The 21,961-nt window shown below is 40.2% G+C and carries 24 protein-coding genes; 4 read left to right on the top strand and 20 right to left on the bottom strand.

The annotated features are described in order from the left end of the window. Positions 1–32: 32 nt before the first annotated feature. From VJ786_RS13825 to mutY, 14 genes are all read right to left on the bottom strand, one after another. Positions 33–308: a co-chaperone GroES gene (locus tag VJ786_RS13825; RefSeq protein ID WP_099366484.1), complete on the bottom strand. Its 276-nt coding sequence runs from the start codon at positions 306–308 to the stop codon at positions 33–35. A gap of 233 nt (positions 309–541) precedes the next feature. Further along, positions 542–901 carry a preprotein translocase subunit SecG gene (secG, locus tag VJ786_RS13820; RefSeq protein ID WP_099366485.1) on the bottom strand — a complete coding sequence of 120 codons (360 nt, stop codon included), beginning with the start codon at positions 899–901 and terminating at the stop codon, positions 542–544. 13 nt (positions 902–914) lie between these two features. After that, positions 915–1,967 (bottom strand): hypothetical protein, encoded by a 1,053-nt coding sequence (locus tag VJ786_RS13815; protein ID WP_336557918.1) that lies wholly within the window; start codon positions 1,965–1,967, stop codon positions 915–917. A 16-nt stretch (positions 1,968–1,983) separates the two neighbouring features. Beyond that, positions 1,984–2,508, bottom strand: a complete 525-nt coding sequence (locus VJ786_RS13810) for an LptE family protein (RefSeq protein WP_134778059.1) — start codon at positions 2,506–2,508, stop codon at positions 1,984–1,986. Between the two features lie 10 nt (positions 2,509–2,518). Then, positions 2,519–3,790 (bottom strand): sigma 54-interacting transcriptional regulator, encoded by a 1,272-nt coding sequence (locus tag VJ786_RS13805; protein ID WP_099366488.1) that lies wholly within the window; start codon positions 3,788–3,790, stop codon positions 2,519–2,521. Between the two features lie 28 nt (positions 3,791–3,818). Next, the gene (gene miaB, locus VJ786_RS13800) at positions 3,819–5,252 is read right to left on the bottom strand and encodes a tRNA (N6-isopentenyl adenosine(37)-C2)-methylthiotransferase MiaB (RefSeq protein ID WP_336557917.1); all 1,434 of its coding nucleotides are present in this window, start codon (positions 5,250–5,252) and stop codon (positions 3,819–3,821) included. A gap of 144 nt (positions 5,253–5,396) precedes the next feature. Next, positions 5,397–6,086 (bottom strand): YiaD family glycine zipper/OmpA-like lipoprotein, encoded by a 690-nt coding sequence (locus tag VJ786_RS13795; RefSeq protein WP_180268459.1) that lies wholly within the window; start codon positions 6,084–6,086, stop codon positions 5,397–5,399. Positions 6,087–6,211: 125 nt separating this feature from the next. Then, positions 6,212–6,970, bottom strand: coding sequence for a hypothetical protein (locus tag VJ786_RS13790; protein WP_336557916.1), 759 nt, complete (start codon positions 6,968–6,970; stop codon positions 6,212–6,214). A gap of 57 nt (positions 6,971–7,027) precedes the next feature. Beyond that, a complete protein-coding gene (locus VJ786_RS13785; protein WP_099366492.1) occupies positions 7,028–7,423 on the bottom strand; it encodes a hypothetical protein in 396 nt (131 codons plus the stop codon). Further along, entirely contained in the window at positions 7,423–8,832 is a 1,410-nt protein-coding gene (rlmD, locus tag VJ786_RS13780; RefSeq protein ID WP_336557915.1) for a 23S rRNA (uracil(1939)-C(5))-methyltransferase RlmD, read from the bottom strand. Before rlmD ends, VJ786_RS13785 begins: the two co-directional genes overlap by 1 nt. Before the next feature lie 113 nt (positions 8,833–8,945). After that, positions 8,946–9,518, bottom strand: a complete 573-nt coding sequence (locus VJ786_RS13775) for a TetR/AcrR family transcriptional regulator (protein ID WP_099366494.1) — start codon at positions 9,516–9,518, stop codon at positions 8,946–8,948. Positions 9,519–9,665: 147 nt separating this feature from the next. Then, positions 9,666–10,706 carry a phenylalanine--tRNA ligase subunit alpha gene (gene pheS / locus VJ786_RS13770; protein WP_336557914.1) on the bottom strand — a complete coding sequence of 347 codons (1,041 nt, stop codon included), beginning with the start codon at positions 10,704–10,706 and terminating at the stop codon, positions 9,666–9,668. Between the two features lie 61 nt (positions 10,707–10,767). After that, entirely contained in the window at positions 10,768–11,220 is a 453-nt protein-coding gene (locus tag VJ786_RS13765; protein WP_099366496.1) for a single-stranded DNA-binding protein, read from the bottom strand. A 25-nt stretch (positions 11,221–11,245) separates the two neighbouring features. Beyond that, positions 11,246–12,289: an A/G-specific adenine glycosylase gene (gene mutY, locus VJ786_RS13760; protein WP_336557913.1), complete on the bottom strand. Its 1,044-nt coding sequence runs from the start codon at positions 12,287–12,289 to the stop codon at positions 11,246–11,248. A 60-nt stretch (positions 12,290–12,349) separates the two neighbouring features. On the opposite strand from mutY, the gene VJ786_RS13755 reads away from it, so the two are divergent. Further along, a complete protein-coding gene (locus VJ786_RS13755; RefSeq protein WP_099366498.1) occupies positions 12,350–13,273 on the top strand; it encodes a peptidoglycan DD-metalloendopeptidase family protein in 924 nt (307 codons plus the stop codon). A 111-nt stretch (positions 13,274–13,384) separates the two neighbouring features. Here the strand turns inward: VJ786_RS13755 and VJ786_RS13750 are convergent, their stop codons facing one another. From VJ786_RS13750 to VJ786_RS13740, 3 genes are read right to left on the bottom strand one after another with little or no spacing between them, the layout of a single operon-like run. Next, positions 13,385–15,247: a M1 family metallopeptidase gene (locus VJ786_RS13750; protein ID WP_336557912.1), complete on the bottom strand. Its 1,863-nt coding sequence runs from the start codon at positions 15,245–15,247 to the stop codon at positions 13,385–13,387. Between the two features lie 24 nt (positions 15,248–15,271). Beyond that, on the bottom strand, positions 15,272–15,700 hold the full coding sequence (locus VJ786_RS13745; RefSeq protein WP_336557911.1) for a hypothetical protein: 429 nt from the start codon (positions 15,698–15,700) through the stop codon (positions 15,272–15,274). A gap of 9 nt (positions 15,701–15,709) precedes the next feature. Then, entirely contained in the window at positions 15,710–17,155 is a 1,446-nt protein-coding gene (locus VJ786_RS13740) for a WG repeat-containing protein (protein ID WP_336557910.1), read from the bottom strand. Positions 17,156–17,344: 189 nt separating this feature from the next. On the opposite strand from VJ786_RS13740, the gene VJ786_RS13735 reads away from it, so the two are divergent. Then, complete coding sequence (locus tag VJ786_RS13735) at positions 17,345–18,871, top strand: sulfatase family protein (protein ID WP_336557909.1); 1,527 nt, start codon at positions 17,345–17,347, stop codon at positions 18,869–18,871. 19 nt (positions 18,872–18,890) lie between these two features. Here the strand turns inward: VJ786_RS13735 and hemW are convergent, their stop codons facing one another. Further along, positions 18,891–20,018, bottom strand: a complete 1,128-nt coding sequence (gene hemW / locus VJ786_RS13730; RefSeq protein ID WP_336557908.1) for a radical SAM family heme chaperone HemW — start codon at positions 20,016–20,018, stop codon at positions 18,891–18,893. Positions 20,019–20,241: 223 nt separating this feature from the next. Between hemW and VJ786_RS13725 the strand changes: the two genes are divergently transcribed. Continuing rightward, positions 20,242–20,406, top strand: coding sequence for a hypothetical protein (locus tag VJ786_RS13725; RefSeq protein ID WP_167554333.1), 165 nt, complete (start codon positions 20,242–20,244; stop codon positions 20,404–20,406). Between the two features lie 11 nt (positions 20,407–20,417). Here VJ786_RS13725 and VJ786_RS13720 read toward each other — a convergent pair whose 3' ends face one another. Beyond that, a complete protein-coding gene (locus tag VJ786_RS13720; protein WP_336557907.1) occupies positions 20,418–20,921 on the bottom strand; it encodes a PH domain-containing protein in 504 nt (167 codons plus the stop codon). Between the two features lie 99 nt (positions 20,922–21,020). Here VJ786_RS13720 and VJ786_RS13715 point away from each other — a divergent pair, with 99 nt between their 5' ends. Next, on the top strand, positions 21,021–21,548 hold the full coding sequence (locus tag VJ786_RS13715) for a hypothetical protein (RefSeq protein WP_336557906.1): 528 nt from the start codon (positions 21,021–21,023) through the stop codon (positions 21,546–21,548). Positions 21,549–21,567: 19 nt separating this feature from the next. On the opposite strand, the gene VJ786_RS13710 is transcribed toward VJ786_RS13715, so the two are convergent. After that, a partial coding sequence (locus VJ786_RS13710; protein ID WP_336557905.1) for a peroxiredoxin family protein occupies positions 21,568–21,961 on the bottom strand: 394 nt, incomplete at its 5' end.

Below are 21,961 nucleotides of genomic sequence, written 5' to 3'. Positions count from 1 at the left end.
ACTATTATTTTTAAAGATTTAAGTAGATTGATTTACAGAACTGCGTAAATATCTGCTTCACGCATAATTAAATATTCTTTCCCTTCGTAAGTAATTTCAGTACCTGCATATTTACCGTACAATACTTTATCACCTACCTGTACCGTCAAAGGCTCTTCTGGTTTACCTGAACCTACTGCTACGATTGTTCCTTGGGATGGTTTTTCTTTCGCAGTATCAGGTATATAGATTCCAGACGCTGTCTTTTCTTCCGCTGGAGAAGGTTCTACTACCACTCTGTCTCCAATAGGTTTAATACTTAATGCCATAATTGTATATCAGTTTTTTATGTTTAAATGTATAATCATTGTTAGGGCATCACGAACTATGCCAATCCAAATTACTAATCTTTTTGTGTCAAAATAACATTTTTAAACCATTTTGTTGACAGTTTAAGTAAAATAATGATGTCAGGATGTCACTAATTGGTAAGGATTAAAAGCATAAAAAAAATCCCTGTCTAAGCCAGACAGGGATCATATTTCTTATACGAAGGGTAACCTTATTTTGTAGAGTCAGCAGCTGCTGGCGTCTGTGTTGTAGGAACAGTAGCCGGTGGAGTTGCTGATGGGTTCAAGTTCAACGATGGAGTTTGAACTGGTGCTTCGATCTGATCGCCAAGACCATTACCTGAACCAGCTGATGGGCCCAAAATATTGATCGCCACACAGAAAACCATTAAAGCAATGATCAACACCCAAGTACCTTTTTCCAATATATCACCTGTACGTTGTACACCGATCAGGTTTGCTCCCCCAGAGAATCCTGATGATAAACCGCCACCTTTAGGGTTTTGGATTAACACAAATAATGCTAACAATAAACTCGCTAGAATAATTAGGATAATAAATAAAATGTCCATTTTTATATTTCTTTTATAACTTTTGTTCTAATTCTTTAATTCGGGCCGCAAAGTACGATTTTTTTTCTGGATTCTCTGAAATTAATTTTCTAAATACCGAAATCGATTTTTCATACATTCCCTGCGATTCATAGATATTCGCCAGTGTCTCTGTAACGACTGAAAGTTGATCCTCTGAACTTCTACGAGCCTTATTTTCGGTATTGATGCTTTCTGCTCTGGGAGGTTGAATCTGAGGTTCTTCACGGATAAATTTCTCGATCACCTCATCGGTAGGCTCATTCGAACGGAATTCGATCGTCTCCTTTTTATAAGGCTCACTCAATTTATCCTCGGGATTCTGCAAGTGAAAAATGTTCTCACGTATCTGCTGATCTAGGATCGCCTCGTCCAATTTATTAGGATCAAACTGTCCCTTTTGGGACTTGGGTAATACCGGAGATACAAATGGCTGATAGGTTTCTGCATGCTCCAATCTTGTTTTGTACAACCACCAACGGAAGCTATAAGGCATCAGCTCATCATTATATAAACTGACATCCTCCTCCCTATGCGTGCCTTCCAGTTTCTCTACAGCAACTTCAACATCTTCCTCATCCTCATCCAATGGAACGTCTTCCTCTTCATCTACTTCTGGAAATGCAGATTCTATATTATATGCTGCGGGAGGATCAAAAAAATTTTCTTCAACTTCTGCCTCTACCTCCTCATCCAAAACTTCTTCTTCCAAAAATCCCTCACCCAGAACTTCTTCTTCCAATACCACTTCTTCCTGCTCATCCTCGGATGTATACTCTTCGAAAGCGATATAATCATCCGATACCGCTTCCAATTCTGGAATCTGTGCAACAGGTTTCTGCAGATAATCCCTTAGCCAAAAGGAATTATACGCATACATTAATGTTTTCTGTTTATCTACAGGTAAATTCTCCAGATTTTTCTTACGCTCATGCGCAAAAATTATAGGCTGGGAAAATGGATATTTCGAAAGTAACTGTTGAAAATCAACCTCACTCACTTCCAAGGGATTCTCCAGGGCCTTTCTAAATACTTGTCGTAGATCCATAGGTTGATATATTTGACTACCAGTTATTAAATGCTTTATTAAAGATATCCTCGGTAAGTGCTTTTACAATCTCCGCGTTCAATTGCGTTTCCTGATTTGAAACTTCTCCACGGAACTCTTTGAACTGCGTAAATGATTCCTCGAAATCACTCTTTCCCGTATCATCTTTACGGTTCGTAAATTTCACCTTAACCGTGATGGAAAGTCTGTTCATGGCTGCACGATCCGACCCCGCTTCAACTGCCGCTGGCGTGATCGAGTAATTGGTAATCGTACCATCAAATTGGGTATCTCCATCTTGGTTCACCTGGCTCAATCGGGATTGCGAACGGATCCGCTCCTTCAATCCTTCCGTCATGGTCTGACTTAGGGTTGCTGAAACCATTGGTGAAATATTCTCAAAGAATGTTACGGTATAGGTCTTTACATTTTCAGGAATCGAACTACCCTTCAAACTATACGAAACCCCACATCCATTGATGATCAGCAGCATGCCGATTGACATTAAAAACGTAATAACGGTTCCCTTTATTTTGAACATGACGAATATCTTAATCTAGGTTTAAATCCTTAATCTTTCTGTACAAGGTACGTTCCGAAATACCCAGTTCCTGTGCCGCGGCCTTCCTTTTGCCCTTATGCTTCTTCAATGCCTTTTTTATCAAATCAGACTCCTTATCCATCAAGGACAAAGATTCCTCTTCTACCTCTTCCACATCCTGGGTATCATACAGGTAATCGTTGGACGATGGATTCTGCTGATTCGGATTATGGATGGTAATGGTTGGATTCTGAACCGGATTATACTCCTCGGAAACCAAGGCCGCTGTATTCGGTCTTACTTCTTGGTATAATTGATTGATATAAGGGGAATGTTGTTCGATCGTACCAGGGTTGAATCCTTTTTGAATAAGCTCCACCACCAGTTTCTTCAGATCAACCATATCCTTTTTCATATCAAAGAGCACTTTGTACAACAGGTCTCTTTCCGAAAAATTATCCTTATTGCTGTCTTTGATCGCCATTGGCAAAGAACTGCTGGCTTCTACCGGCAAATATTGGCTCAATATTTTGGCATCCACCACCCGCTCCTTTTCCAGAACGGCAATCTGTTCCGCAATATTCTTCAATTGCCTCACATTCCCTGGCCAAGAATAATTCTTCAGCAACTCCTGTGCATCCTCTGTCAATTGTATGCCCGGTGTCCGATATTTATCCGCGAAATCTACTACAAACTTGCGGAACAATAAATAGATATCCTCCTTGCGCTCGCGCAATGGTGGAATATATAATGGAACAGTGTTTAAGCGATAATATAGATCTTCACGGAACTTCCCTTTTTTAACGGCCTCAAAAACATCCACATTGGTGGCTGCAATAACGCGTACATTGGTTTTCTGAACCTTCGATGATCCTACGCGGATATATTCTCCAGACTCCAGAACACGCAATAAACGGGCCTGGGTTCCCAATGGCAATTCCCCTACCTCATCCAAGAAGATGGTACCACCATCAACAACTTCAAAATACCCCTTACGGGCTTCGTGCGCTCCGGTAAAGGATCCTTTCTCATGTCCGAACAATTCCGAATCGATCGTACCTTCTGGGATTGCTCCACAGTTTACTGCGATGAATTGTCCATGTTTCCTGGAACTTAATTGATGGATGATATGGGAGAACACCTCCTTACCCGATCCACTCTCTCCTTGAATCAACACCGATATATCAGTTGGTGCGACTTGTCGCGCAATATCTATTGCACGATTTAACAATGGAGAGTTTCCAATTATGCCAAATCTATTCTTAATATCCTGATTATCCATGCTTTAAAATTGTGATTATGGAGAAGAATTAGTCTACAATCCTACCGATTAATGTAGCTGAAGTACAACTCTCTCCCAATACGTTTACATAGTCACCCACCTTGTAGCGTGCATCTACTGGGAAAACAACCATCGTATTTTGGTCATTACGACCACAAAAATCCTTATCCGACCGTTTTGAAAAACCTTCGATCAAGACCTTATGCACTTTACCGACAAATTTCTCCAAACGGTACAGGCTGTGACTTCTCTGAAGGTCGACAACCTCCGTCAAACGACGTTTCTTCACTTCCTCAGGAATATCATCCTCATAACGTTTGGCTGCTAATGTACCCGGGCGCTCCGAATAGGCGAACATATAGGCGAAATCATATTTAACATAATCCATCATGGATAATGTTTCCTGATGTTCTTCCTCTGTTTCTGTACAGAAACCGGTGATCACATCGGTAGAGATCCCACATTCTGGGATGATCCTACGGATGGCATCCACACGCTCCATATACCATTCTCGATCATAGGTACGGTTCATCAGATCCAATACCCGCGAGTTACCCGATTGTACAGGTAGGTGAATATATTTACAGATATTTTCATATTTAACCATCGTATACAACACCTCATCGGTAATATCCTTCGGATGGGAAGTCGAGAACCTGATTCTTAATTCAGGGCTTACTTCAGCAACCAATGCCAATAATTGTGCAAAATTGATGGTTTCTTTTGGCTCCTCGCCTTCTGCAACAGCAGGGGTATATTTATACGAGTCCACATTCTGACCCAATAGGGTAATCTCTTTATATCCAGCATGGAAAAGATCTTCTGCTTCTTTTACAATAGAAACTGCATCTCTGCTACGCTCTCTCCCGCGTGTAAAAGGAACGACACAGAAAGAACACATATTATCACATCCACGCATGATGGAAATGAAAGCAGAAATCCCATTGGTATTTAAACGGACTGGATTGATATCGGCATAGGTTTCTTCACGAGAAAGCAGTACATTCACCGCTCTTCCACCATCATCGACCTTATCGATCAAGTTTGGAAGATCACGATAGGCATCTGGACCCACAACTACATCTACCAATTTCTCCTCTTCCAGGAATTTGGCTTTTAATCGTTCGGCCATACAGCCCAAAACACCTACGATCATACCAGGGTTCTTTGCCTTGGCAGATTCAAATTCCTTTAGTCTATTACGAACGCGTTGTTCTGCATTCTCCCGAATAGAACAGGTATTGATAAATACCACATCGGCATCCCTGTAATCCTTTGTCGTTTCAAATCCCTTCTCGATCAGGATCGACGCCACAATCTCACTATCGGAAAAATTCATCTGACATCCGTAACTCTCAATATAAAGTTTTCGGCCAGTTGATTGTCCCGTAGGAACCATATCCAAAGCCTCGCCTTGGCGAGCCTCATCGTGCGTCTTCGTTGTATGTGATAACTCTAACATAGTCAATTTTCAAAGACTACAAAGTTAGTAATAAAAAGCTAATTTGATGACAGTTTGTCAGCAATGACTAAAATTTAACAAAGATTTATGCAAAAAAAATAGGGCAACAAAATATGCTGCCCTATGAAATATATCGGATTAAATTTATTGCGCTGCTTCTTTTTTAGCTTCTTCTTGCATTTTCTTAGATGCAACAATAACAATCTCTACACGACGGTTTTCCGCTCTACCTGCTTCGGTATCATTTGAAGCAATTGGCTCAGAGAAGTTTTTACCTTCAGTTCTGATACGAGAACCTGCTAAACCTTGAGATACTGCATATGATTTTACAGATGCTGCACGTCCATTAGAAACTTTTTGGTTTGCTGCCAATGTACCTACGTTATCTGTATGACCTAATACTAAAATTTCTGTATCCGGCTCTTTGTTCAAAGTTTCCACCAATTTCGCGATGTTATCTTTCGCAGTTGATTTTAAAGCGGTACTGTTGAAGTCAAATAAAATACCAGAATCGAATTTCACTAAGATACCTTCACCAACTTGTTCTACTTCAGCACCAGCAACGGTATTTTCGATTTCTTTAGCTTGCTTGTCCATTTTCTTACCGATCAATGTACCAGCTGCACCACCGATTACCGCACCAGCGATTGCACCTACTGCTGTGTTACCAGCTTTACCTCCAATTAAGGCACCAATTGCACCACCCGCAGTTGTACCGATTACGGCACCTTTAGTAGTATTGCTTGTATTTTGGATGGTTGAACAACTTGCGAACAACATTGCTGAAGTTGCTACTGTTAATCCATAAACTGCTAATCTTTTATTCATTTTCATAACCAAATAATTTATCCTTTATTCACTAATATTTTTTTCAAATCAATAGAATGGTTTTTGCAAACCCAATGCCAAAGTCATTTCTTGCAAACAATCAATTGATTAAACACTTAATTTACAGGGTTTTATTTTTCTTGAGGAGGAATTTCCAACTTGGGCAAACGTTGTGATTTCGGACGACCTTGGGCATCCCAAGTCTTAAATGAATTCTGAATATAGTTCAAAAGATCATATTCGCCCCATCGTTCAACCGAAGAGATCGAAGGTCTGTAAAGGTCCATAAAAGACTGCAATTCATCACCTTCCAAATTAGTAATCTTATTGACGATAGCCTTGTTGAAAACGCGATCCACCTTGGATGCCTCCAATTCCTGGTTCATATACCGTTCAAAACGTTTGGCATTCTTAGCGTCTTTGCCAAAAAGATTATATAAGGCCGTAGCCGGACTGTTCAAATAGGTGCTTACTCTATTGTGCCCCCCATTATAAACACCCTTTTTCTCGTATTCCTTTAAAAAGCTATTTAATTCAGCCTCTTTTGTACTCCGAGTGACCACCACTGTTTCAATAGTGGTACCAGACTGCATGTCGATGAGAATATCATCTAAGCTATGGATCACCGTTTTCACTGGTCCATAACCCACTTTGGATACCCGAATGGTATCACCAATGATCACATCAATGGTAAAAACCCCATAGGCACTTGATCGAACAGACTGCTTACTCCGTAGGTTAACCACGTTAGCATCCGATACACGGATATTACTTCCCTTTTCCATCAGAAGCCCAGAAATCACTTTACCTTGCTCCTGAGCCTGAACCATTAAGATTCCAAGCAACAAAAAAGAGAACAATATCCCAAAATATTTAACTTTACTATACATCAGTTTAAAGGTAGCAATTGTTTAGACTGCCAAATGTTAAATAGTTTAAAATCGATCTTATTTATAGGGATAAAAAACAAAATTAGCGCCTTCAGGAACGATGACGAACAGACACATAAAAGCATTCGCAGGTTTGAACTGCTTGATGAAATAATCCTTCCGTTCCGATTGGATCAAGCCTCTTTCCACAAATTCCTCCAGCGAACTGGCATGTATGGTCCAAGCTGTATTCAATTCCTCCCGGTCCAAAATAACCTCTCCCAATCCAACCTGGTGCTGATGGGCAACAAATATCGGATATAGCGTATAGCCTTCTGCCATCATTTCCACAGACACCTCTTGGATGGACTCCTTGTAAAAATCAAGGTCCCGTTTCAAGCTAAGCAAAGGGCTTTCGCTTTTCTTATTTTCTTCTCCTTCGGGCTGCTTGTTCAATAAATCCTGTAAATCCATTATTTCCTCAATTTCAATAAAATCACATTTTCTACGTGCTGCGTATGTGGGAACATATCCACCGGTTTAATCCGTGCAACCTCATATTTCTCCTGCAGCATTTCCAAATCCCTAGCTTGCGTAGCCGCATTACAACTCACATACACGACCTTCTCACTCTCCATCTCCAATATACGAGCCACGACATCTGCATGCATCCCAGCTCTTGGAGGATCCGTGATTACTACATCCGGTTTCCCATGCTCCGCAATGAAATCTGCAGTAAGCACATCCTTCATGTCTCCAGCATAAAACTTTGTATTATGGATCTCGTTGATCGCAGAATTAACTTTTGCATCCTCGATCGCCGTAGGCACATATTCCACACCTACTACTTCCTTAGCCGACCTGGCCACAAAGTTGGCAATGGTTCCAGCTCCAGTATATAAATCGTAAACCAGCTCATCCCCTTTCAGCCCTGCAAATTCACGCGTGATCTTGTACAGCTCATAAGCCTGTTTCGAGTTAGTCTGGTAGAAAGATTTAGGACCAACCTTAAACTTCAAACCTTCCATTTCCTCATAGATAAAATCCCTGCCTGCGTAGATCTCAATCTCCTGATCGAAGATCGTATCGTTACGTTTCTGGTTGATGATATATAATAAGGAGGCTAAATCTGGATATCGCTCATGGATGAATGCCATCAATAGGTCAACCTGTCCTTCTTCCGGATAGGCAAAAACCACGATCACCATCACCTCACCGGTTGAGGAAGTCCGGATAATCAGATTACGTAATGCTCCGTCATGGAACTTCAGGTCATAAAAAGAAATACCGTTCGCCTTGGCGAATTCAAAAATCTCATTTCTAAGAACGTTGGAAGGGTCTTGTTGTAAGTAACAATGATCAATGGCCAAAATCTTATCAAAACGACCGGGAACATGGAATCCCAACGCATCCATCGAATCACCTGGCTGCACCTCGTCTAGATCTGTCAACCAACGTTTGTTCGAAAATGTAAATTCCAGTTTATTCCGGTAATAGGTCGTTCCTTCAGAAGCCAAAATAGGTTCCATTTCGGACACATTCACCTTACCAATCCTTGAAAGTGCATTTCCAACAGACTGCTCTTTGAATTTCAATTGAGCATCATAGCTCATATGCTGCCACTTACAGCCACCACAAACACCAAAATGCTTACAGAAAGGATCCACTCGATAGGCAGAAGGCGACTCCACCTTAACCACTCTCCCCTCCACAAAGCTCTTCTTCTTGCGCTGTAGCTCCACCTCAACAATATCCCCCGGCACCCCCCGTTCAATAAAATAAACAAGGTTATCCTGCTTCGCAACGCCTTTGCCTTCCTCAGCTATATCAATGATTTCCAATCCGGAAACAAATTTCTTCTCTTGTGGTATTCTTCTTCCCATAGTGGCTGCAAAAATAATAAAATAGTAGTTAGTATTTAGTATTTAGTATAAAGACAATACATAGCGCCATAGGTACCCCATATGTCTTAATACTATATACTAACTACTAAATACTACAAAAGCGTGGCTTGCACCAAATACGGAAGCATTTCTTTTTGAAAGGAGATAAAATTCTTGCGGACATCGGCTTCGGAGACGGCGGTGAAGGCGAAGGAGAAAACGATGTTCTTGGAGGTTTTGATAAGGAAAGTCAATCTTTCTTCGGGGATGGTGGATCCTATGGTTTCGTTCTGGATAAAGGATCTTAAGAGGAGGAATTCCAGATCGTCGGAGAGGATCTTGAGGTATTCCTGCGCATTGGCTGATTCTCGGATGAATCCCCAGCCTACAAATTCATTACAAACCGTATAGGTCACACGGCTTACCCTAAGGATGGTATTCGCCAAAAAGGTGGAAAGGTCTCTTTCATGCACGTTTTTGTTCAGGATATCATATACATTATCCTGGATATAATCCATAAGGACCGCATGTAGAATGAGTTCCTTGCTGGCAAAATGTTTATAGAAAGTCGCCTTGGCAATATTAGCGTTCTTGGATAGTTCGTTGACACTGGTTTTATTATAGCCATACTTCCGAAACAAATCCCGGGCGGATTTTTTGATCGCTATGACTATTTTATCTTCCATGAAGGGTAATTTAATAAAAAAGGTTCAGATAATTTCCAAAAAATCGCTTTTTGGCCTATCTGAACCTTTATTTTAAGATATTTTATTATTTTTTTCTAGATTCTTACGGCAAATTATACCATATGTTTATTGCAAAAATCCAAAAACTTAAATGATTTCAGTTTCAAATTGCCCCAAAAACCTTACATCATTCTCAGAGAACAACCTAAGATCTCGGATTTCGTATTTCAGGTTGGTAATCCTTTCGATACCCATTCCGAAAGCATAACCTGAGTATTTCTTGCTGTCGATACCACAGTTTTCCAACACATTCGGGTCTACCATACCACAACCTAAAATCTCTACCCATCCAGACTGTTTACACATTTGGCATCCAGCACCTTTACAGATGGTACAGGAAATATCCATTTCTGCGGATGGTTCCGTAAATGGGAAATAGGATGGACGGAATCGAACTTTGGTATCTTCACCATAAAGTTCCTTCACGAAATGGTATAAGGTCTGTTTCAGATCAGCAAAGGAAACATCCTTATCGATGTAAAGCCCTTCGATCTGATGGAAGAAACAGTGTGCACGTGCGGAGATGGCCTCATTACGATAAACACGTCCAGGCATGATCGCGCGGAAAGGGGGTTGCCCCGCTTCCATCAGGCGGACCTGAACAGAAGAGGTATGCGTACGCAGAACCACATCATTACCATCCTGTTTCTTGATAAAGAAGGTATCCTGCATATCACGGGCAGGGTGTTCTGGAGCAAAATTCAATGCCGAGAAGTTATGCCAATCATCTTCGATCTCATTTCCTTCAGCGACGATAAAGCCTAACTTTTTAAAGATCTCAACAATCTCTTTGCGTACCAAGGATAATGGATGTCTAGAGCCCAAGGTAAAACCAGAACCCGGAAGGGTCAAATCACCTTCATTTCTATCATTCGACGAATCTGATTGGTTGACAAATGCTTCCGAAGATTCTTTGAATTTTGTTTCGGCCAAGATTTTAAAGTCATTCAACACCTTACCCAAGGTTCTTTTCTCCTCAGGACTTACGGTCTTAAACTCTTCAAACAAGGCTTTCACGATGCCTTTCGACACCAAAAACTTCAATCGGAAATTCTCTACATCTTGAGCAGAAGTAGGTTCGAATGCATTTATCTCTTGAGTATACTGCGTTATTTTATCTTGCAACATGCGCCAAAGATACAGCAAATTTTAAAAAAGTAGATGATTTGAATTCTAATAAATTAATCGATTAAAATGGTAAGCCATCATTATCGTCATTATTCTCTGTAAAATCTACGGATTGCTCCTTAGGTTCTTCCTGATGTTGAGATGATGAATTTCTTCCAGATTGGCCGGTTTGTGGTTCAAAGTCTGAACGACGGCCTAATAAATTAAAACTTTCGGCAACAATCTCCGTCGTATAACGACGTATGCCTTCTTTGTCTTCATAGGAACGGGTCCGCAATTTCCCCTCAATATAAACCAACTTCCCTTTGCTCAAATATTTGACGGCGACATCAGCCAAACCACGCCATAACACAATGTTATGCCATTCGGTCTGCTCTACGCGTCTACCATCTTTGGTAAAGGTTTCTGAAGTAGCCAAGGGAAAACTTGCAACACTTACATTTCCCTCCAGATAACGGATCTCAGGGTCTTTGCCCAGATGTCCTACTAAAATAACTTTGTTTACACCTGACATACAATAATTTAGGATTTGGTTAACATCAAAAATATCGCTCTATGAAGGAGCTAATAAGTTTATGCTTAGCTAATTTATCTAATTTATTTGACAAACAATAATTCCAATGGCTTTTTTTGGACTGCAGCCTAACATCTTTTGGGATTCGATAGAAACTAGCGTAAATATTCTGATGGCTAAGCACATGCTTGATCGTCCTTTCGATCTTTTCGGGTATAGCATGACCAAAATACTGCTGATATTCCACCATCGCCACTAATTCCGGTATTTCAAGCGGACCGGCTGATTCCACCAAAGGGAATTCATAGAGATTGGCCCAAATATCTCCATCCATACGTTGGGACATCAGTACGGCATCGTCCTTTTCAACGATAAAATAATGGAAAAATCGATCCCTGCTTTTTTTACCTTTATTTTTCACAGGTAGCTCAGCAACCCTCGAAGTGTTCAGCGCAACACAATCCAAACGTAATACACATTCGGCACAATTAGGATTCTTAGGTTTGCATTGTAAAGCTCCAAAATCCATGATGGCCTGATTATAGGTCGCAGGATGATCCGTATCCAGTAATTCCTGGGCTAATCCAGCGAATATTTTTTTTCCCGCACTACTGTTTATGGGCTCCCCAATCCCAAAATATCGAGCTAATACGCGGAACACATTCCCATCCAATACAGCCCTTGGTTCATCGTTCGAAAAAGATGAAATAGCTGCCGCCGTATATTCGCCAACCCCGGGAAGTTTCAAAAGTTCTTCGTAAGCAACAGGAAATGAGCCGGCATGATTTTCCATCACATATTTACTGGCCTTATGCATGTTCCTAGCACGGGAATAATAGCCCAATCCCTGCCATAATCGTAAAATGGTCGCTTCCTCTGCAGCTGCAAATTTTGTTACATTCGGAAGTTCCTCAACAAATTTAAAAAAATAGGGCATTCCCTGCTCCACCCGGGTTTGTTGGAGGATGATTTCTGATAACCAAATTACATAGGGATTCCTTGTTTCCCGCCATGGTAAAGCCCTTTTGTGCTGATGGTACCATGCCAAGATATGTTCCGAAAAAGACATGTTGCAAAGATGTTAAATAATTGGATTCCCTCCTGCCAAAAAGTTATTAAATGTTAAAATATGTTCTATTTTTTTCAACAAATGATATTTTTACGCCCGACTAGAAAAAATAGGGAGAAAGAAACTATGATTAAACAAAAGACTTCCATTGTCATTTTAGATGCCAATGGAGACTCGAATCAGAAGATTCAAATACCGACCATTATCCTAAAAAACTGGAAAATTATTCTTGGTGTAAGCCTCTTTTTCATCTGTATGATCTGTGCTGTTGTTGTCTTTGTGGCAACCAAAACACAGAGCGATCGTTATGAACAGGAGCTGACCAAAAAAATGGAAGCATTGGAAAAAGCCAAACAATCCTTAGCGGTTGAAGAGGCTTCAAACCAATTGAATTTAGTACAAGTACAAAAATCATTTGAATCAATCGATAGTACCTTAAACCAAATTAATGCCAAAATGCGCAAAAGAGGTTTAAAAGATGTAGCACCTAAGTTAAAAAATGCAGGGGGACCTATTGAAAAAGAAGAGAATTTGGATGAATTGAGTAAATATTACGAAAAGAGATTAAAGAGTATTGATAAGAAATTGGAAGGTTTACCATTAGGTATTCCTCACCATGGAAAAATCACTTCTCGTTTTGGCTATCGCCGTAATCCTTTTACTAACAGAGGATTAGAAATGCATTCGGGGATTGATATTAAAGGTAGTATTGGCGAACCTATCAAAGCAACCGCAGCTGGAAAGATTGTTCATGCTGGGTATAAAGGGCAATATGGTAAGGTAGTTATCATTGAGCACAGCAATGGCTGGGAAACAAGATATGCACATTTGTCGACTACCAAAGTAAAGGTGGGTCAAAAAATAGACGCTGGTCAGGTAATTGGTACACTTGGGAATACAGGTAGATCAACTGGACCCCATTTACATTATGAGTTGTTGAGTTATGGTAAAAAACTCAACCCTGAGAAGACGATGTTGTTTTAAGGTTTTTTACTTCCGAGCGAGGAACAAAACGTCATTGCGAGGAACGAAGCAATCTTTACACATATCGAAAGATTGCTTCGTTCCTCGCAATGACTTTTTTATATACAATCCCTACAAAGTCTTCTTATTATCCTCCTGATCCACATCCGCCAATCTCTTCGTCGGATCTATCTCCACTGATTTCACAGCTTTCGAAACAGGAACTACATAAGTCGGCTGGGTCCAGAACCAATCCGTCAACACCGTTCTTTTCACCCCATTATAAATGTCAAAACCTTCCGCAGGTTTATCCGCTCTCATTTCACGTAAAGGAATATAGAACAATTCCTTCGTACCATCCTGATACTCCACCAACAAATCTATCGGCATCGCCAGATTCGATTTATTAACAACCTCAATACCTGTACCCGTTACATTCCCCACCGCATAGTCAATCTTCCTCGTCGTATTAATGAACAAATTGAAATACCATTTCAAATTGATTCCAGAAACATCTTCGGCAACACGTTTAAAATCATTCGGCGTAGGATGTTTGAACTTCCAAAGATCATAAAACTTCAAGAAAGTCTTTTGTAGATTTTCCTTTCCGATAATATAACCCAATTGCTCCGCCAAAACAGCCCCTTTATTATAGGCTTCGTTACTGTAGGCAAAATTCGTATTGTAATAATCCGCCAATAAACTCATAGGCTCCTCCACTTTCGAATTTGCCAATCGGTAATAGGCAAGATAGGCTGCCCCGATCGGATTCAATGCTTTTGCCTGTGGCCTAACAAACAATTCGGTCAATGCCAATTCTTCAATATAGCTCGTAAAACCTTCATCCATCCATTCATCAACGGTCTCATTGATACCGAATAGATGTTGATACCAAGAATGCGCTGCCTCATGGTAGATCACTCCAACCAAGCTTTTCAAGTTTCTGCCACCCGTAATCAGGGTAACAGTTCCATACTCCATTCCGCCATCCCCACCTTGAACAATGGTATAAGTTTCCCAAGGATAAGCCCCAAAATGTTGTCCGGTAAAATCAAAGAATTCTGTTGCCAGACCTAAAGCCTGCTTCCAGTTGCTAACTATTGTCCCATCTGTCGGAAGATACACCGTATACACCTGAACACCCCCTTTACTTTTTGCGGAGTCCACTACAAACTTTGGATCTGCTGCCCAAGCAAAATCATGGATATTCTTTGCTTTATAATGCCAAGAAGCTTTGTTCTTGTTGAGTTTCAATTTAGGTTTGCTGACATATCCTTTCACCTCTGAAGGGTTTTGAAGTTTACCCGACGAACCGATCACATAATCCTTATTGATATGTATGGTCACATCAAAATCGCCAAACGGCGCTATAAATTCACGACCCACATATTCATCCAGATGCCATCCAAACTCATCAAAATGGGCCATTTTCGGATACCATTGCGTCATAGAGAAAGCTACTCCTTCCTTCGAGTTCCGGCCACTACGACGGATCTGCTCCGGAACCTGAGCCTGCCATTCCAGATCAAACTCCACCGTCGCACCATCTTTGATGCTGCTTGGCAAGCTTACTTCCAAAATGGTTCCATCCTCTTTGAACGAAACGGCCTGGCCATTATATTTTACGGATTTTATTTTCTGAAAACCAATTTGCTCCGGCTTCAGTTCAGCAATTCTACTTTCTGATTTTGAGATACCGTCGATTACTTTCTTGGTCACCATACGGGCATCGGGATCCGAGATATTCTTAAGGCGCTCATCCATCATGCTGCCCGGTTGGAAAGCATTGAAATAAAGATGGAAATAGACTTTGGAAAGCTCCTGACCGGAATTATTGCCATATTTCAACTTCATTTTACCATCATACTGATATGTTTTTTCATTCACATCAATATCCATGGTATAATCAACATCCTGTTGCCAATAAGTTTTTCGTTGACCGTAACTTGCCAAGGAGACAGCGGTCAATAATAGGTAAATAATTGTCTGTTTCAAGTTCATACATCAAATATATAAAAATTAACCGATGACGATTTCGATCTGTCTATTTCGGAACTCCTGCATCATGGCATCAAAGTCGTCATTCTTTACAAAGAGCTTATTCCTCCAGATGCGGATGGGTGTTCCTTTCTGGTTCTTATAGATCGCGATCAGGTTACCCCCCGAACGCAGGTGGTTCTTGATATAAGCCAGGTTTTCATAGGAAACTTCATATACCTTCCCAGCTTTATCAATGTGCAACCGATCGGTCTGTAAAACCCAGGTAGAAGGTTGCAGACTGATCTTTACGGCCAAAAAAAGAATGACAGGAATACAGAACAGCAAGATCAAGATCTTCACAATTTCCGAAACCTGCACATAGGACAATAAAAACCCTGCAGCAAAAAGGCAACCTAAAAGTATCCAGATAAACCTTCCTCGATGCAGGGTATGTATATGAAAAATCATGTTTTAATTCTATTCATTAACGGGAACTTCCTCCCCTTTAGTATTGATCTGTATGGTTTCTTCTTCCCCCAATTTAACGACCGAAGCAGTACCATCAAAGAATGGGCTCACCATACTATACACAAATGGTATAACCGTGGTTCCCTTCTCGTTTACAAAACCATACTTTTCACCATCATTGGATGCAATGAATAAGTTAGGTGTATTCGCTAAATACAATTCCTGAAAACCATCCAAAATCATCTTATTTGATTTTAGATCAAAGATCTTGAATTTTTCACCATCCAAAACCACGAAGTAGTGTTCGTCATATTGCAGGATACTCTCATGGGTAGCTGGAATAATGATCTGTCCTGATTTATTTAGGATACCCGACTTTTCATTTTCCATAAATATCGCATGGTTACCTTCAAATGTGCTCAAAAAATCATAGGTTTTTCCCCAAAGATTTTTCCCAGTCTTGTCCATAATCCCGAATTTTCCATCTTTGGAAAACTGATATGCTCCCAATACATCATCATAAACAATGGATTCATAGGTCAAAGGCAACACCGTTTTGCCTTGTAGATTTAGAAATCCCGCTTGGTATTCACTATTCACCGCTACGATAATCCCATCCCGAACTTCGGAAAGACTGGTAAATAAGGGTTGGGTTAATATTTCGTCATTCACATTCTTCAATCCATATAAACCGGAAGTAGTATCATAATAAGCGATCATATCTTCGCCCAATTCCATGTCTTCACCTTCTTCCATACCTAGGTCACCCGCACTTTCCTGGAAGCCCACAGGGGGAGCAAAAAAATCTGTTGAAACCTGTTCTTTGGTAATTGATTTAGCAACAAACTGTACACCACTCAGGTCAACCTTTAGTGCTGCACCTGGAAGATTTCCCAGGAAATCAAAAGCTCCAAACGTATAAGCAGGAATATTTTCGGTATACCACACTTGGATGCTAGGTATTTCTTCGTCGCCCAAAGCCGCTAGATCATCAATTGTAGGACTAATAATCGCCAATTTACAAGGATAACCAGAGATGGTTTCCGTTTTTCCGGCAACAAATTCGATCTGAAATTGATCTTCAGCAGCTTCTTCACCGAATAAAGGGCCAGCACCTTCTGATTGCATAAAAGAGGAATCCGAAAGGTTTAGATGGTAGACCTTTTTAGTTGTTTTATCAACAATCTGAACAAAATCTTCCGCCATGCTTGAATTAACCAGGAATTTATCTTTGGCTGACCATACCTGAATAGCGAAACCACCTTTTTCAGTCTCTGCCAAAATAGCCTTTAGTGATGCTAATTCTTCATCATTTTCATCCATGTCAGGGCTATTCAACTCGTCCATCAACTCCTGGTTGAGAGAAATTTGATAGGCAATTTTAAAAACAGGGACTTGGGCGAAACTAGAATGGCTAAATACACTGATAAATAGCAGGGAAAGAAAAAATCTCATGGTATATATATTATATCGCAAAAATCCTTGTTTTTTCTGAATCTACAAAAGTGAATCCCTTTATTTTTTATACATTTTAATTTTTATCCACATAAACCCTCTTTGTACATTTTTTAAAATTGATTATGTATGATTTAATCTTATTTCTAGTTCAGGTTTCCTATATTTGAAATCCTAAACTTTAAAATTATGCGAATCCATCTCCTATTGGCCTTATGCTGTTTCAGTTTATTTGCAAATGCGCAGAAAAAGAAACCGAATATTGTGATCATCATATCCGACGACCATTCGTACCAAACGATCGGTGCATACGGATCGAAGATTGCACATACGCCAAATCTGGATAGGATTGCCAATGAGGGGGCTACCTTCAATAGAGCCTATGTGACCAATTCCATCTGTGGCCCAAGCCGCGCCAGCTTATTGACAGGAAAGTACAGCCATAAAAATGGCTTTAAGGACAATGAAACTTCCAATTTTGATCATGGCCAAGATCTGTTCGTCAAGCAGCTACAGCGCAACGGCTATCAAACTGCTTGGATCGGAAAGATCCATCTGGGAAGAAAACTACAGGGATTTGACTATTACAGCATCTTAGTTGGCCAAGGACATTATTTCAATCCCGATTTTATCAGCAGCAAAAATGGAGCAGCCGAAACCATGGATCGAGAGGAAGGTTATGTGGCGGATATCGTGACGGACCGTGCCATAAATTGGTTGGAGCAAAAAGACCAGGAGGAGCCTTTCTGTCTGATCATCGGCCATAAAAGTACCCACCGCACCTGGATGCCTGACCCGAAAGATTTCGGCAAGAACGATAACAAGAACATCCCTTTGCCAGATAATTTCTTTGATGGATATGAGGGCAGGAAAGCGGCAGCAGTCCAGGAGATGAGCATTGCGAAGGATATGCAGATGGGCTATGACCTCAAGATGTTCGATAGCCCGGAAATGATGCGAAAAGATGGTAATTTCAAAAGGATGACCGACCAGCAGTTTCAACAATATGTAGCATATTATCAACCTATACAGGCAAAACTCAAGGCGGCCAACCTCCAAGGTGAGGAGTTGGCGAAATGGAAGTACAACCGATATATGATCGATTACCTGAATACGGCCGAATCGATGGATCGGAATATCGGTCGGGTATTGGATTATTTGAAGGAAAAGAACCTGGAAGAAAATACGATCGTTCTTTACCTATCGGACCAGGGATTCTATATGGGTGAGCATGGATGGTTCGACAAACGTTTTATGTACGAAGAGTCTTTCCGTACGCCTATGCTGGCGAAGCTCCCAGGTGTAATCCCGGCTAATTCCCAGGTTGACGGGATGGTGCTGAATGTGGATATTGCACCCACATTATTGGAACTGACCGGTACGGCGATTCCAAAGGATATTCAGGGAAAATCATTCCTAAAAGTGGCTGAAGGAAAGAAGAGAACTGCCAGGAAACAGCTTTTCTACCATTATTATGAGAATGGCGAGCATGCGGTATCCCCACATTTTGGGGTGAGTGATGGCCGGTACAAATTGATCCGATATTACAAACGTGTTGATGGATGGGAATTGTTCGATATGAAAACCGATCCTAGGGAAATGAAGAATATCTACGAGGATCCAAAATCCCAGAAAATCGTTAAGAAAATGAAGGCCTTATTGATGAAGGAAATCAATGAAAATGAAGATGTTGAAGCAAAAGCGCTGATGGATTAATCGACACTAAAACTTTGTTTTAATCAACTATAAATAGTTCGGAAGCGATCTGGTCGGCAAGGAGTTTTCCAGTTGGGCTAAGGGTTATTATCTTTTCCGGAGAGACAAGAATATGTCCGGCTTGTTGGAAATCCTTTACTTGGCCCATTAAATCATTCAGATATTCCGTTCCAAAGTTATTTTTCACATATGCAGGATCGACCCCCCATTTGGTTCTTAAAGAGGTCATGATGTATTCATTGAAACGATCCTTTTTACTGAGGATTTCTGTTTCCAATGGAAGGTTATTCACTGCCAAGCTTTTAAGGTAAAGAGCATTGTTTGCCAGGTTCCAGGACCTGGATATTTTATTGAAGGAATGTGCAGAAGGACCAATTCCTAAGTAAGGTTTGCCCTTCCAATAATTCGAATTATGGATGGCATACTTGCCTGGTTTTGCAAAATTAGAGATCTCATATTGCTCATAGCATTCATTTGTCAGGGTACCTATGAGTAGGAGCATTTGCTCGGCACTCTGCTCTTCATTCAGTGGCGGTGTTTTCCCTTTGTTGATCATATGGTCCAAAGCCGTTTTCCGTTCTACGGTCATGGAATAGGAAGAAATGTGTGGAACCTGCAGATCGATCAACTGCTGCATATTATTTTTCCATTTCTGATCGGTCAATAAAGGAAATCCATAAATCAGATCGCAGGTAATGTTCTCAAACCCCGCATCCTGTACACGTTTTATGCTTGATAAAGCTTCTTCCGCATTATGGGCTCTGTTCATCCAGCGGAGATCTTCTTCATAGAAGGATTGTATGCCGATGCTGAAGCGATTTACAGGGGTTTGACGTAATGCATGTACTTTATTTTTGTCAAGATCATCGGGGTTTGCTTCCAAGGTAATTTCTGCCTGGTTATCGATCTCAAAGTATTGGGATACTTGGTCGATGAGCTCCATGATTTCATCCGCCTCCAAAATGGAAGGAGTACCCCCACCAAAATAGATCGAAGAGACCTGTTTGTCCTCCAGGTAGGCAGCTCGCAGCGCAATCTCCTTTTTCATCGCAGCCAACACCTCTTTTTTATATTGTAGAGAGGTGCTAAAATGAAAATCACAGTAGTGACAGGCTTGCTTACAAAAAGGAATGTGGAAGTAGATCATGGGTGCCCGCTCAGTTTGTTAAGAAGCAAATGTACGGTTATTTAGCAGACAGACTTAATTTTAATTTATTAAACTCAGTTTGTTAGATAATCAAAAAAACACATAAATTGATTAACAAACCTATTTGTTATAAATTTATACACATCAAACTCTTTAGGTAGTCAAAAAACTTAAAAAATGATTAACAAATCTATTTAATATAAATTTTTGTACATCAAACACTTTGGATATTTTCAAAGCCTATAAATTTGAAAAGCCGGCTCCTGAAGAAGGTTTGATTATCGTTGTAATGTCGGCCTGGTTCATGGATCGACCAGGAACTTTCTCTTCTTATTATAATAAAAAGGAATGGCATCCATGCGGCATCATTGCTGGTTTTAGGTATTGAGTTTTCCGTTTTTACTTGATAAAAATCACCTCAATGTCCGGATTTCTTTTCAGAAGTTCATCGACTAACAGCATATTATCGCTGGGTGTGATAAACACATCCTCGTATTTTTTAAAATAGATAATAATCCCTTTGGTATTCGAGGTGGAGGGATTACTTGCTTGCCAGTTGGAGGTATTTACTTCCAATTTCCTAATCGATTGGATGTCAATCCCTTCTTTCTTGAATAAAGCCTTATAATAAAACCTATCGCCTTCAATCCAATATCGGGTTACTTTTTGCGCAAGAAAATAGGCAAGTCCAGTCAAAAGATAACCCAAACCCAAAATAATCAACCCATCCTTCCAGGTAGCATCCGTAAATATCAAAATCAAAAAGGTTGGGATAAGAATAACGGTTAACAAAGCAAAAACGGACAATATCGGCTTTATACCTTGTTGAGGTGGAAAGACCAGTATACTGTTATTATTATTCACGTTCATTCCTTTAAAGATAGCAATTCTAGTTTTCTCCACCGATTATTCCTTAAATTATATAATTCATTCAACCTTTTTATTGCTTGCCAATCAATAAATTGATTACTTTGGGTGTAATTCTTTTTAGTATTTCATATTATGGCAACATTTCAAATTACTGAAGCAGAAGTTAAGGACCTGATCAAAAAGTTGAACTTAGCACCCATCATCTTGGAAATTTTCGATGAACAGATAGTCGATGAAATTGCAATGGACGAATTTCGCAAACGTATCAGCAAGCCATATTCCATTTTTACGTTAGATTCCAATGAGCAGGAAGCCTATCAAGTGCAGCGATTTATCCCCATTTTTGAATTCGGATCGGATAGAATTATCGCCTATGATCTCGAGAACAAAGGCTTTATAAATTATTCCTTAGAAGAAGGCATCCAGAGCCCTACATTACTGACCTTTGAAGGTGTGTTTTTGGAAGAAATGATTGCTATGTTCGAAAACGAAGTTTCTGAATCAGACATCATTCATATCGGAAAACTTCTCGGGTTTAAACACACGGAAAGCATAGTGGAAGATTACCTGGAATCCGAAGAAAATGACGGATTATCTACTTTTGAAGAAATGGACGCCTGGACAGAAAAAACCTTGGATAAATACCATTTAAAAATATAAGAAAAATGAAATAGGCAATTTATTTTTTCAAAAGCTTTTGAATTAAAGCGTCCAATTTACCATCTACAATACCTCCAGCATAAATCACTTTACCTTGATGGATCAGTACCACCTGAGGAACACCATTTACGCCATATGCTTTTGTAATCTTTCCGTCTTGATCCATTAAGGTTGAAAAAGTAGGTTTATTCCTTTCATAAAAATTGTTCAATTGGCTTTTATTATCTTCCGAATTTATTCCCCACACCTTCAAACCCTTCTGCTCATATTTGGCGACCATTGAATTCATTTTAGGAACTGCACTGATACAATAGCTACAGTTTTTGACCCAGAATTCCAAAAGAACCAAATCATCCTTAAAATCAGACATAGTAACCATTTTACCCGTCTGGAAATCTTCCAATTCAAAGGCA

This window comes from Sphingobacterium tenebrionis, from assembly GCF_037126265.1.
Taxonomy (GTDB): domain Bacteria; phylum Bacteroidota; class Bacteroidia; order Sphingobacteriales; family Sphingobacteriaceae; genus Sphingobacterium; species Sphingobacterium tenebrionis.
The sequence above is the reverse complement of the archived record's forward strand: the minus strand, read 5'-3'. Positions and strand labels throughout refer to the sequence as shown.